We start from the raw sequence: 13,232 nt of genomic DNA, 5'->3' as shown, positions 1-13,232 counted from the left end.
CGGCTCCCGCAAAACAGTATCCACCAAATACCGCATCCGAATTTTGAAACTCGATATTCTCGTTCTTTCCGCCCATCCCGACGACGCCGAAATCAGTTGCGGGGGCACCATTGCCAAGCACGTGTCGCTGGGATATAAAGTGGGCATTGTTGACTTCACAAAAGGGGAGCTCGGAACGAGGGGTACACCCCAGACCCGCAAGGAAGAAGCTGCCGAGGCGGCCCGCATTCAAGGCATTGCTGTGCGTGAGAATTTAGGGCTGAAAGACGGCTTTTTTCAGAACGACCCCGACCACCAGATGGCGGTGGTCCGGACCATCCGCAAGTTCCAGCCCCGCATCATCCTGGCGAACGCCGTCTACGACCGGCATATCGACCACGGCAAGGGCGCTTCCCTGGCCTATGACGCCTCTTTCCTGTCGGGACTGATCAAAATCACCACCCAGGACGATCATGGCCATGCGCAGGCTCCCTGGCGGCCGGAAGCGTTCTACCACTCCATCCAGAGCCTGTTCATTGAACCTGACTTTATCGTGGACATCTCGGGCTTCTGGGAAACAAAAATGGCCGCCCTCCGTGCCTTTAAGACGCAGTTCTACGATCCGAACAGCAACGAGCCGGAAACCTACATTTCAAATCCTACATTTTTGAAGATGATCGAGGCCCGGGCCATCGAATTTGGCCATGCCATTGGGACCACCCATGGGGAAGGGTATACCGTGCGTCGCTATCCCGGCGTAAATTCGCTGTTCGACCTCCGTTAAGGGGCCAGGCGATGCGCTTTCCAGGCGCCGTCGACCTTGGTGTATTCGATGCGGTCGTGGAGGCGGCTGGGGCGTCCTTGCCAGAATTCGATGAGCAGCGGCTCGATTTGAAAGCCACCCCATTGGTGGGGTTTGGGTAGCACTTGTTTTCCTTCGAACTTTTGTTCCATTTGCCGCACGCGTTCCTCCAGGATCTCGCGGTTCTCCAATACCGAACTTTGGGGCGACGACCATGCCCCGATCTGCGATCCGCGCGGCCGGGTCTGGAAGTAGGCTTCAGCCGTTTTATCGCTCACACGCGTTGCTGTTCCTTCAATGCGCACCTGGCGTTCCAGCTCGGGCCAGAAGAATGTTGCCGCACAAGCAGGGTTATTTTCAAGTTCTTTTCCCTTATCGCTCTGAAAATTGGTGTAGAAAAGAAAGGCTCCGTTCTCGATGCCTTTCAGCAGCACAATGCGTGCTGACGGACGATTGTCTGCATTGACGGTGGCCAGGCACATCGCATTCGGCTCGGCCACTTGCGAATGCATCGCTTCCTGAAACCAACGCTCGAATTGTTGGATTGGGTTGGTCGACATGGTGAGGATGTCCAGGGAGGCTTTGGAATATTCTTTTCGTATATCGGCGAGTGGTTGCATAGGACGAATTTGATGCTACAAGTTTAGGAAGAAATAAAATTTGCACAGGTGCGTACGAAGTATTTTATTCAGGTATTGAAAGACGGACAAATGGGGCCAGAATTCAACAACCTTAACGTGTGGTATGGAGTTTTTTAAATATCGAAACAAGCTGAAGCCGGAAAAAGGAAGGTTGCTGATTTCGGAACCTTTTCTGCCCGACCCGAATTTTGAGCGGACCGTGGTCTTGTTATGTGAACACAACGAAGAAGGTTCGTTTGGGTTTGTCATCAACAAGCCTTCCATCCTCAAGATCGCCGAAGTGATGGAAGAAGCCAGCCACCTCGATGACATCGTTTTCGTAGGAGGTCCCGTGCAACAGGATACACTTCATTTCCTGCACCGAAACACATCGATCACGAATGCTGTTAAGATACAGGATGACATCTATTGGGGTGGCGATTTCCAAAGTTTGATGACACAGTTGAATACTTCCGTCATAAAATCGGCCGACATTCGTTTCTATCTCGGCTACAGCGGATGGGGGCAGGGACAACTCGAATCGGAACTGCAAGAAGACTCCTGGATCGTTTGCGACTTCGTGGATGATGCATTGCTGTTCGACACCGATCCAACCGTTATCTGGAAAAAAGCGTTAGACAATATGGGCGGACGTTTCTCGGTATATTCCAACTATCCGGTAGATCCGCGATTGAATTGAGCAATTTTAGTAAATTTACGTAAAGCGTAGTAGCACACTGAACCGACTATGGAAATGGAAAGAGAAAAAACCGAAGAGCAAGAGCAGGGGCATCCCACGGAAGTGGTGACAAACCATGGTCACACCTTACAGTCTGAAATTGATCTTTCCGACCGCGACGAGCATCATGAAGAACACCACGAAGATGAAGTCCACGAACACGTAGACTATAGTCACCATACCAAGGCGCAATTTGCCGACCTCATTAAAGACCTGGCCAAGGACGCCAACTTTAAAAAGGTAGACAATATCCTGCGCGAGATCAAGCCACTCTATGACGACATCCGCGACAAGGAGAGAGCCGAAGCCCTGCTGAAATTTACCGCAGGTGGTGGGACAGAAGAAGACTTTGACTACAAAGGCGACGACAACGACAATGTGTTCGACGCCAACTTCAAACTGATCCGCGACCGCCGCGCCCAATACTTCAAACAACAGGAAGAGCAAAAGATCGACAACCTCCAAAAGAAACAGGAGATCCTCGAAAAACTCCGCGTGCTTTCCGACTCACAGGATACTTCCGACCAGTTCGACAGCTTCAAGACGTTGCAACGGGAATGGAAGGCCATCGGCGCCGTGCCCGGACCACAAGCCAAAACGCTTTGGGCCAACTATCACGCGTTGCTGGACCGTTTCTATGACAACCAAAGCATTTACTTTGAACTGAAGGAACTCGACCGCCGCAAAAATCTCGAAGCCAAAATCGAATTGTGCGTGCGCGCCGAAAAGCTGGCCGACGTCGAGATCATCAAGGACGCCATCCGCGAGCTCAACGAACTGCACCACGAGTTTAAACACCTGGGACCTGTGCCCAAGGAAGACAAGGAAGCCGTGTGGCAACGCTTCAAAGCCGCGTCGGATGCCGTATACGCCAAACGGGATGCCTACCTGCAGAACCTCCAGCAAGAGCTTCAGGTGAACCTGGGCGGCAAAGCTTCCCTCAGTGATGAAGTTCAACAATTCATCGACTTTAATTCCGATCGCATCAAGGAGTGGAATCAAAAGACGAAAGAGATCCTGGAGCTGCAAAAGCGCTGGGAGGTCATTGGTGGATTGCCTCGTGCCAAGGCCAAGGAAGTGAACAAGAAATTCTGGTCGGCCTTCAAGACCTTTTTCAATAACAAGAATGCGTTCTTCAAAAAACTGGACGAAGAGCGCGAGCAAAACCTGCAGTTGAAGAACGACCTGGTGAAGAAAGCCCTGGAGCTGAAAGAAAGCAACGACTGGGAACGCACCTCGAACGAGTTGAAGAACCTTCAGCAAAAATGGAAAGACGTGGGCCCCGTGCCCGAGAAATTCCGCGAGAAGGTGTTCAAGGAATTCAAAGATGCCTGCGACCACTTCTTCGAACAACGCCGAACCCAACACGGCAAAGTGGAAAGTGAACAGGCCGAAAATCTGCGTCTCAAAGAAGATGTGTGCTCCGACCTGGAGGCCCATGCTTCAGCTCACACCGGCACCGAAGACATCTTGCTGGAACTGCAGGCCAAATTCAATTCCATCGGTTTTGTGCCCAAGAAAGACATCAACGCCATTCGCACGCGCTATCATGAAGCGGTGGAGCGGTTCATCAATTCCATCCCCGGCATCACCGAAGATGAGAAAGGAAAGATCACCCTCGAAAATCAACTGAACGAGCTGCGCAGCGATCCCATGGCCGAACGCAAGATCTTCCAAAAGGAGCAGGTCATCCGCAAGAAGATCAGCAAAGTGGAAAACGATATCGCCCTCTGGAAAAACAACCTTGAATTCTTCGGACGTTCTAAAAACGCCGACAAATTCAAAGATGAATTCAACGATAAGATCCGCGAGGCCTCTGACCATCTGAAGCAGCTGAAAGAGCAATTGAAGCTGCTCAAAACGGTCTAATCGCATTTGCTCCCCGACTCCGATCGGGGTTCAAAAAAAGGCCTGTTTTTTACAGGCCTTTTTTTTGTTGGGGGTCAGCGTGTTGGCGGCTGGACGGCCAGCATTGTTGAGAGTTGATACTTGTCCAGGAATGTGGCGATCGAGTCGTTGTACCTAAAGTCATTCTTTGACAAGAAGGTATAGTAATCGGTGATGATTTTCCGGGACAGAGAATCTTTGCCGTCCTTCATGATATTTTCATAGAGGGATTTGATTTCCGGGTTCAGTTTCTCTTGTTTAAAATCAAAAATTCGCGAATTATCCATGCCCGTGATCAGCGTTGAAAGGTACATCTCATACAGACCCATGGCATCGTTTCTCAGTGAATGATCCGGGTGATCGGCCATGAATTTTCCCCAAGCCTCTACGCGATCATAAACTTCCGGAAAGGAGATGATCAGGCCTGCATCCTCAGAAAATCCTTCCGTTAGTTCTTTCTTCCGGATCACCAGGTAGTTGAGCAGCGGCGGCGATGCTTTGTCTTTGAAAATACCGTAAAACAGATCGGGGTCGGCGTCGGCATAATAGATCCCTTCCGTCATATACACCTTGAGAGAAAACAGCTCGAGGTAACTTAAAAAGTTTCTGATATCAGGGTCTTCACCGTGTTCGTATAGTTTATCCAGCAATCCTGTATAGGTGTTTGAATTCAAGGTATCTGTTAAATGACCCGCAGTTTGGGAATACAGGTTTGCGAATTGCCTGTAAAGTGTGTCATACACCAGCGATCCGGTAGCGGCAGGGTATTTCTTTAAACAAAGAATGGCGTAGGGGATTGAGGCCGGATCGTTTGGGCTTAGTTGGTTGAGGTACGTATTGAATCTTCCGGGATCGGACCCCAGCGCCTGGACCTGACGCTGTGCCTCGGCATCGATTACTTTCTTTAGAGAATCTACAGCAACAATACCATAGCCACCCGATGATGAAGATGCTTCCTGATCGCTTGCCGCCTTTGCCCGGGTGCACCACAGCCTGTCAAGGTGATCGTTAACAGAAGGAAAAATCGATTCATGAAAAAATATCCGGGTTAATGCTCTGACTCCGTAATGATCCTCAGATCTTCAAAGGATTCGCCTTCAACATCAATGGAGTCTAGCCGATTGTAGGTTGCGGGATCGTAGATCATGATCTTCGTTTCATAAGGCTCGAACATATCGGTCCTGAACTGGTACAGTTTGTCGCCGCTGATGATGGGAGCGGAGAGATCGGGAAAGAAGTAACCCTGAGGTTTGCTCCATAGTGAATCCCCATGGGTGCTGTTTATAGCGGTCATTAAAAACGAATTGCCACCCTTCACCAATTGAAAAATCACCTGCTCCTTGTACAGGTATAAATTTTTTAACTGGTTGGCCGGCCAGGCGATTTCACGCTGCCAACGTTTTGCGCCTGTATGAACATCTATCGCCGCGATGCCCCGGTCGCCCCACAAAGCATAGATGACGTCGCCATCGGTTATATACTCAAAATAGCCGTGGTCATTTAGCTCCCATTGCAAGGTTCCGGTGTTGATGTTGATCCCTTTGAGCTGAGCGCCTCCGTTGATCAGCGATAGTGTGGTGCCGGTGATCCTCAATCCTCTTGGAGGATTATAGCCAATGGCGACAGCCCATTTTTCGACTCCCGTTTTTATATCAATGGCTTTTACAGAATAATAGGCGAGTGGGGTTGAAGCCACTACATAGGCAATACCGTCTTTGATGAGGGGTGGATAGGGCACCAGGTCACCTACCAATACGGACGGATTTTTTAGTCGCGTCCCACTGGTGGGATCAATCTCAAGCAGTTCGTAGGTGTCGGTGCAGGAGTAAAGGACGGCATTTTCTACGGTGGGTCGAGACGCTGTCATGAAAGAATCAAAACCTTTCCAGAGAAGGGCGCCGGTCTTAATATCGTAGGCATAAATTCCCAATCCGTAGCTATGGAAGAGTATCCCACGGTGATAAGAAATCTGGCCAATCAGTCCATTGTTCGGACCCACCTTCTTTTCCCATCGGAGAGAACCATCGGGGTTGAACACGCTAAGCATCCTGGCCGTGTTGTCGCGGGTGGATACAGCGATCCCGGCTACAGGGTCAACTACAACGGGTGGATTGTCGATTGGCTGATCATCCGTTTCATGACAACGGGTTAAAAGCAAAACGCTGGCGCCAGCGACAAGGGCGAGGAGTATTTTTTTCATATAACGATATGCAGAGGACGTCACAAAATAGAAAAAAAGCTGCACACACGACAAGATCGGTGACGGCTCTGGTCAAACTCTGGCAATTGAAAGCACGGAAAGCTCCTCCGAAACCGTCTCATGGTTCAAAAAGGCCAGAAAGCCCTTAAAAAACTCGAAAAATGTTGAAGTAATTTGGAGCAAGTGTTTGCGAAAGCGCAGACTTAATCTATTTTTGCACCTCTATTTTGCCTCCTTAGCTCAGCAGGTAGAGCAACTGACTTGTAATCAGTAGGTCGTTGGTTCGATTCCGACAGGGGGCTCTTTAAAAGCCAGTTTTCTCACAGAAAACTGGCTTTCTCTTTTTGCAACTATCGGAATTTGGCATATTTAGGGGCGTACGTTGAACCTAAGTTCTTTGATAACTCAACTGGCCTTGTTGAGAGGTGCTAATAATCGAAGCCGATAGCGAAAAAATTCAATTGAGAGGATATGGTAAAGACCTAATGGGTGCACCATTTGCTGACTATGGTTTGACAATCTACGATAATGGCGGTTGACAAAAATACACTTTACATAGGTATGACCGGAAAGTTGATATTGAATATTATAGAATGAATTGGAACAGCAAGAAAATTGGAGTATGAAACATAGATTCTTGATTATTGCACTGCTGACAACTTTGGTTTCATGCGGGAGCATGCTGACTGAAAATGAAAATAAAGCAATTGACGAGGTCTTAGAATTCTTTGGTGGGTACTGTAAATATTCGGTTGGAGTTTCTGCGTCAACGGAAGAGGGCGAGAAGAAATATTTTGAATTGGAATTGAGTCAAAGTAATTCGTTGACAAAGTTTAAAGACAATAAGGAAATAGTTACATCCAAACTGTCCTATATATTCTTTTGCAAACTGAGCGAGAAAGAAAAAGAGAACTATACCCATATCCGTGGAACGTTGCTTTACGACAACGGAGAAAAATTCTCTAAAGACTATTCAATAGAGGAATTGGAAACAGTAAAGAACAAATTACTGATCGTTGACAAAGTAGTGTCACTTATTAAGAACAAGAACTTCATTGAATTAAAAGACCTCCTGAATGACCAAGAGTCGTTCAGATATGATAAAAATGAACTGGTTACAAATATCGAGAAGGTGGAGCCGGAATTCGGAAACATTAAAGAGTATAGACTTTTTGGTTTTAAATTCTCCTATGCGGGTGACAATGAAATATTGAAGATTTATGGTGTAGTGTTGCGAGACAAGAACAATCATGAGTTAAGTATATACCTTGACCCAAATTCCAAAAAAGAGGAGATTCTAAAATTAGACTACGAACTGTAACGGATGGTTGCAAACAGCAACAAAAACCCAAAGCCTACTCCAGTTCTTGAGCTGAATGCTCACAGGCTTCGCATTCTTCAACTTTTGTCTTTAGGACGACCCGATACATAAGCCTCGACCCACCGTGATGCCTGGGACGGATACAAAATGCAGGAGTGAAGATTCTGTCGACGTGGCTACCCCTTTTTGTCGTTTACTGACCCCTGATTTCGCGAGAAAGTGGCCATTTTCACACTAATTATCGGTTTTCTTCATTTATTTAGAATTTTTCTAATTAATCTTGATATCAAGCAAATCCAGATGTATTTTTGTGCATCAAAATTCGACCAGTTGGAGCTCCTTACACAAGTTCTTCCTCTTTCCCTTACCCATTCCGGGAATTCTTTCACCCTTGTGATTGGCGATCAGGTCATTCAGCAATCAACCTGCGAATTTCTGTTGACGTATTCGTCCATGGTCGGAACCGACATCGAAGCTTACCTCAAGGACCTTTCCAATGATTGTGACGAGGTGAATGTGCCGCTTTCCGGCAAGGGTGGTGCTGTTGTCCTTGGCCTTCGTGACTTTGCCCGGCTGAGAACTTTATACGGTCAGATGATGTATGAATTGAAGCTGCAGGACCTGCTTATCCGGAACTCCATCTTTCCGCAGTCCACGCTCGCGTTGTCTGAATTGAACTAGACTCCCTCTAAATTACGAACATTGATCCTGGTTTGATTGGAAGGTTGTGTGCCTGCCAACTATCTTTGATAAGGAAAGTCGTACTTTCTATCGTATCAAACCCTCGGAAAAATGAACACAACCTCTATACTTCGTCAGAAAACATCCCTTCAGGAAAGCGTCCTGGAGATGCTCAATCAACAGATGGCCGTCGAAGCACATTCCTCTGCCCTGTATCTTTCGATGTCGGCCTGGTGCTACTCGCAAACCCTCCGCGGTTGTGGCGAGTTCTTCAGAAAGCAGGCCGATGAAGAGCGCGAGCACATGATGAAGATCTTTCATTACATCACACACGCCGGCGCGCTGGCCATTTCGCCGGAAGTGGGCAAACTCGAACGGAACTTTGCCGACCTGCGGTCGATCCTGGTGATGGCGCTGGACCAGGAGATCCAGATCACCGAGAACTTCAACAAAATAACCGAGCATTGCCAGAAAGCGCGCGACTATCAGACGGCGCGGTTCGTGCAGTGGTATCTCGACGAACAATATGAAGAGGAGAGACAAGCACGCCGCTGCCTCGAGATCTTCGATCAGATGAATGCGAAGGATGCCATCTTCGACATCGACCGCGAGATCCATGATCTCAAGAAAAAGGAATGATCTCCATAATCAGAATATCAAGCAAAGGCTGTCATGTGACAGCCTTTTTTATTTGGGTTCGGTCGATGGTCCTTGAACTCCAACCCTCATCTTCCGGGTCGAAGTAAGCTTAAATCGTTACCTTGCGTTCTTTAAAACAAGAAACGATGAAACATTTCTCCCGCTCACCGGAATGCGTGTTTTATGTTTGCTGTGGAAGCAAATGTAAAAAGCTGGGCGGAAAGCATTTGTATAAGCAGATGAAGGGCGAAGTGAAGCACCGTCACCTTAAACGGCACGCCCAGGTGATCAAAACCGGGTGTACCGACCGTTGCAAAATGGGACCTATCGTGGCGGTGATGCCTAGAAATGAGTGGCTTCTGCAGGTCACGGAGGAAATGGCTGTTGGTTTGATCCATGAATATTCAAAAAAATAAGTCAGAACAAGGAGAGGGCCTGCTCGGGTGTGCGATCGCGCCTATTCTATTGGTCGTCCTCGCCTACATCGGTTACCAGCGCAGCCTGGATGCACGTTACAAAAGGCAGATTGCGGCTAGCTTTTCTGAAACACCGGGTGAAATCGTTGCTTACTGGGAAGAGTCTTCTTCTGAAAGTGGCAGCCGTTCGCCGTCTATCCAGTACAGTTATAGGGTAGAGGGCAATCGATATTCACGCACCGTGAGAACATCCATACATTTCCCTGATTGTGAGGACGTAACCTCGATAGCGTGCGCGCAAAAACGGTTTTGGGTGATCTATTCGACAGAGGACCCTCGCAAAAGCCTGATCAATCTCGAGATACAAATCCAAGACATCGAGCACCCGAAATTTCCGGAGACCCTTGATGATTTCATCTAGGGACATAGAGTGTCACTTGGCCGCTTACACTTAGGAGGGCAATGAGCTCCGTTTCGTTTTTGCAGGTCATCGCGCTCAGTTTCCGGGCTACGTCTGCCGTATTAGTTGGACAGATGTAATATTGGGGCTGAAATTGGAGCCTACGGATGGGGTCTTGAAAGTATATTTGAATCTTGTTTAGACCCCGTTTCTCAAAAAAGTGCGTTCGCCCTCTCGAAAAGTAGCCTGCATCTTTGTGCTAATGTCACTGGCCCTGTTGGCGCAGGCGCAAGACAACATCCTTTCTGGCTACGTTCACGATGCCACCACGGGGTCGCCGCTTCCCGGATGTACGCTCTTCATTCAAACCCTCAACAAAGGCGCTGCCGCCGATACGGCCGGATTTTTCCAGGTTGCCGTTCCGCCTGGGCGTTATCGGGTGGTGTTTTCTTTTGTCGGTTACAAACACGATACCATCACGGTGAGCATACCTGCATCACAAGTCCACCGCATAACACTAATCCCTGAAAGCACGACCCTCACGGAGGTGGTGGTGGCCGACAAAGCTGCCGACGCAGCCGTGACCCAGACCGAAACCGGGCTGATATCGCTGCAGCGCAAGGACATTGAAAAATTGCCCTATCTGCTGGGCGAGGTTGATCCTATCCGGATCCTGCAGTTGATGCCCGGTGTGCAGACCTCGGGTGAGGGGAGCACAGGTTTTTATGTGCGCGGCGGTGCGGTGGATCAGAACCTGATGCTGTTGGACCATTCTACGGTGTACAACCCCAGCCACTTGTTTGGATTCTTTTCGATCTTTAACGGCACCGCTGTTCAGGGACTGGATATGTACAAAGGGGGAATCCCTTCGTATTACGGCGGCCGCTTGTCGTCCATCACCCGGGTGACGACGCGAAGCGGCAACGACCAGGAGTTGAAGGGCGAGGGCAGTATCGGCCTGGTGGCGGCAACGGCCTTGGTGGAAGGGCCCCTGAAAAAGAACAAGGGGTCGTTTCTCGTCGCTGCCCGCCGAACGTATGTCGATCTTTTTGCCCGTGGTCTGCACGAACTCGGGGTGCTGAAGCGAAACATCGATTATTATTTTTACGACCTCAACGTAAACTTCGACTACCGTCTTTCGCGACGCGACCGCTTAAGCGTGCGGGCCTATTATGGCGCCGATGACTTTAACTACAACACAAGCTCTAGTTTCTCAAATGCGATTGCCTGGAAAAACAAAACAGCATCGGTCGCATGGCAGCACACCGGCGATCGCCTTTTCACGGAGTTGTCTGTGCAAGCCTCGGGCTATGATATGGGCTTTGGTGCCAACATCAGTTCATATGCCTTCGATATTGTTTCCGACATCAACGACGTCGGTTTCACCTATCAATTCGGGCTCCAAAAAAACAAACACGACCTGGCGTGGGGGCTCACCTACACACGGCATTCCCTGCGGCCCAACAACGTGAGCGCTTCGAGCGATGATGTTTCGCTTAATGTGGGTCCGCCGTTGAAACTCAAAGCTGACGAAGCGGCATTGTATTTCAATGATAAGGTCACGCTGAGCGAGCGTGCCGAACTTAGTGTGGGGGTCCGGTTGTCGGGCTACAGTCAGCTTGGCCCGTTCACGCGCTATATCGAAGACGACAACTTCCAGATCCTGGATACGATCACGTACGGCAAGCACAAACGCATCCAGAACTATGCGAACATCGAGCCGCGTGCAGCGCTGCGGTATAGCCTGACGGCTTCGTCGTCGATCAAGGTTTCCTATGACAAAACTGCGCAGTATATGCACATGGCGCCACTGTCGTCGGTGTCGTTGCCATTGGACATCTGGGTGCCCAGTTCGGCGGTGATCAAGCCCCAGACGGCGCATCAATTTTCGGCAGGCTATTTCCGCAACTTCAGCGACAACCGGATCGAAACGTCAGTGGTGCTTTATTACAAGGCCATGCAGCGGCAGATCGAATACCGCGAAGGCGTGGTGATCGGCTACAGCAAAGGCTACAACTTCGACGACAACTTTGTGTTTGGGCGCGGCACCTCGTATGGCAGTGAGTTTTCCATCAAAAAACCGAAAGGCCGCCTGAACGGCCAGGTGTCATACACCCTGTCGCATACCACACGTCAATTCGACGACCTGAACAATGGCAAACCCTTTGCGGCCAAGTATGACCGGCTCCACGATCTTTCCGTGCTGGGCAACTTTGAATACTCACCCCGGTGGACATTCTCCTGTGTGTTTGTTTATGGGACCGGCAATGCCCTGAACTTGCCCGTGGCGCGGTATGTGATCCAGGGCAATGTGATCAACGAGTATGGCGCACGGAATTCGTTTCGCATGCCTGCCTATCACCGGCTTGACCTGGCCGTGACCTATGCGGCACACAAGAGCGCGCGCTGGGAATCGTATTGGATCTTTTCCATCTACAATGTGTACAGCCGCAAGAATCCCTATTACATCTATTTCGAAACCGAAGGCAATTTGGAAAACCTCGAACTGCACACCAGCATCAAGCAGGTTTCGCTGTTCCCCATCATTCCGGCCTTCACTTATCGTGTAAAGTTCTGAGCCATGCATAGACTAGTTCTTTTGATACTGCCGGTCGTACTGCTCCTGGCCTGTGTGCCGGAACCCGAGCTGGACCAAACCACCTACGAACCCAAGTTGGTGATCGATGGCTCCATCGAAAGCGGTGGCTTTCCGCGCGTGGTGCTCAGCAACAGCGCTTCCTATTTCATGAACATCGACTCGGCCAACATCCGCGACCTGATCGTGTCCACGGCCAAGGTGACGGTGAGCGACGGCGTGAACGAGGAGATCCTGACGCTGAAACGCGACGACAATTTCTTTCCACCCTATATCTACCAGGGCACATCGCTAAAGGGAGAGACCGGAAAGACCTATTCTCTTACCGTGGAGGTGAAGGGCAAGCGCTACACGGCGTCGACCACCATTCCGCCGCCCGCTCAATTCGACAAACTCTGGTTCGAACTGGCGCCGGGCAAAGATTCGCTCGGCTATGTGTATGGCCAGATCACCGACGATGCGGCAGTGGCCAATTATTATCGTGTGTTCACGCAGCGTCTCAATGAAGACGATCGGTTTATCCCGGTTTACCTGTCGGCGGTGGGCGATCAATATTTCAATGGCCAGCAATTCACGTTTACGCTGTTGCGTGGCCCGGAGAATTTCACCAACGTCATCGACGACCTTTATTTCAAACGCGGCGACAGTGTGCGGGTGAAGCTTTGTTCCATGGACAGGGCTCATTTCGATTTCTGGCGTACGGTTGAACGGGAGCTCTATGTGGTGGGGAACCCGTTTTCGTCTTCGGGTAACAAGATCATTTCCAACATCGACGGTGATAATGCGCTGGGGGTGTGGGGTGGGTATGGGGTGTCATACTACGCGATCAATATCAAGTAAGAATGTCTGCAGCGGTGTGTTCGTTTTAATGCAGGCATCCGAGGGTGCTCTCGATCGGCTGCTGCTTTGGTGTTGTGCGTTTTTACCAAAGTTCGTTTTAGCTTGTGCGCAA

General features: G+C 49.6%; 13 protein-coding genes and 1 tRNA gene. 11 read left to right on the top strand and 3 right to left on the bottom strand.

Features of this window, described 5'->3' with window-relative positions; genetic code table 11:
- The first annotated feature begins 43 nt into the window (after positions 1-43).
- Positions 44-763 carry a bacillithiol biosynthesis deacetylase BshB1 gene (gene bshB1 / locus BUB30_RS02485; RefSeq protein WP_073130757.1) on the top strand — a complete coding sequence of 240 codons (720 nt, stop codon included), beginning with the start codon at positions 44-46 and terminating at the stop codon, positions 761-763.
- On the opposite strand, the gene pdxH is transcribed toward bshB1, so the two are convergent.
- Entirely contained in the window at positions 760-1,401 is a 642-nt protein-coding gene (gene pdxH, locus BUB30_RS02480; protein WP_073130755.1) for a pyridoxamine 5'-phosphate oxidase, read from the bottom strand. The two genes, bshB1 and pdxH, sit on opposite strands and share 4 nt — an antisense overlap.
- 124 nt (positions 1,402-1,525) lie before the next feature.
- Here pdxH and BUB30_RS02475 point away from each other — a divergent pair, with 124 nt between their 5' ends.
- Positions 1,526-2,101: a YqgE/AlgH family protein gene (locus tag BUB30_RS02475; RefSeq protein WP_073130753.1), complete on the top strand. Its 576-nt coding sequence runs from the start codon at positions 1,526-1,528 to the stop codon at positions 2,099-2,101.
- Positions 2,102-2,155: 54 nt separating this feature from the next.
- Positions 2,156-4,009, top strand: coding sequence for a DUF349 domain-containing protein (locus BUB30_RS02470; RefSeq protein ID WP_178377000.1), 1,854 nt, complete (start codon positions 2,156-2,158; stop codon positions 4,007-4,009).
- 74 nt (positions 4,010-4,083) lie between these two features.
- Here BUB30_RS02470 and BUB30_RS02465 read toward each other — a convergent pair whose 3' ends face one another.
- Together BUB30_RS02465 and BUB30_RS02460 are read right to left on the bottom strand one after the other, a co-directional pair.
- Positions 4,084-4,701 carry a hypothetical protein gene (locus BUB30_RS02465; protein WP_073130750.1) on the bottom strand — a complete coding sequence of 206 codons (618 nt, stop codon included), beginning with the start codon at positions 4,699-4,701 and terminating at the stop codon, positions 4,084-4,086.
- 374 nt (positions 4,702-5,075) lie between these two features.
- Entirely contained in the window at positions 5,076-6,227 is a 1,152-nt protein-coding gene (locus tag BUB30_RS02460; protein ID WP_073130748.1) for a PQQ-binding-like beta-propeller repeat protein, read from the bottom strand.
- A gap of 229 nt (positions 6,228-6,456) precedes the next feature.
- Here BUB30_RS02460 and BUB30_RS02455 point away from each other — a divergent pair.
- The 8 genes from BUB30_RS02455 to BUB30_RS02420 all read left to right on the top strand — a co-directional run bounded on the left by BUB30_RS02455 (position 6,457) and on the right by BUB30_RS02420 (position 13,120).
- Positions 6,457-6,529 (top strand) — tRNA-Thr (locus BUB30_RS02455).
- Between the two features lie 320 nt (positions 6,530-6,849).
- Positions 6,850-7,548: a hypothetical protein gene (locus tag BUB30_RS02450; RefSeq protein WP_143164736.1), complete on the top strand. Its 699-nt coding sequence runs from the start codon at positions 6,850-6,852 to the stop codon at positions 7,546-7,548.
- A gap of 300 nt (positions 7,549-7,848) precedes the next feature.
- Positions 7,849-8,229, top strand: coding sequence for a hypothetical protein (locus BUB30_RS02445; RefSeq protein ID WP_073130744.1), 381 nt, complete (start codon positions 7,849-7,851; stop codon positions 8,227-8,229).
- 111 nt (positions 8,230-8,340) lie between these two features.
- Positions 8,341-8,868, top strand: a complete 528-nt coding sequence (locus tag BUB30_RS02440) for a ferritin (protein WP_073130742.1) — start codon at positions 8,341-8,343, stop codon at positions 8,866-8,868.
- A gap of 122 nt (positions 8,869-8,990) precedes the next feature.
- Positions 8,991-9,284 carry a (2Fe-2S) ferredoxin domain-containing protein gene (locus tag BUB30_RS02435; protein WP_245804020.1) on the top strand — a complete coding sequence of 98 codons (294 nt, stop codon included), beginning with the start codon at positions 8,991-8,993 and terminating at the stop codon, positions 9,282-9,284.
- Positions 9,265-9,705, top strand: coding sequence for a DUF3592 domain-containing protein (locus BUB30_RS02430; protein WP_073130739.1), 441 nt, complete (start codon positions 9,265-9,267; stop codon positions 9,703-9,705). The genes BUB30_RS02435 and BUB30_RS02430 overlap by 20 nt, the downstream gene beginning before the upstream one ends.
- A gap of 241 nt (positions 9,706-9,946) precedes the next feature.
- Positions 9,947-12,262 carry a TonB-dependent receptor gene (locus tag BUB30_RS02425; protein ID WP_073130737.1) on the top strand — a complete coding sequence of 772 codons (2,316 nt, stop codon included), beginning with the start codon at positions 9,947-9,949 and terminating at the stop codon, positions 12,260-12,262.
- A 3-nt stretch (positions 12,263-12,265) separates the two neighbouring features.
- A complete protein-coding gene (locus BUB30_RS02420; protein WP_084137858.1) occupies positions 12,266-13,120 on the top strand; it encodes a DUF4249 domain-containing protein in 855 nt (284 codons plus the stop codon).
- Positions 13,121-13,232: the final 112 nt, after the last annotated feature.

Source organism: Chryseolinea serpens, assembly GCF_900129725.1.
Classification (GTDB): domain Bacteria; phylum Bacteroidota; class Bacteroidia; order Cytophagales; family Cyclobacteriaceae; genus Chryseolinea; species Chryseolinea serpens.
This window is presented reverse-complemented; position numbering and strand designations above follow the sequence as displayed.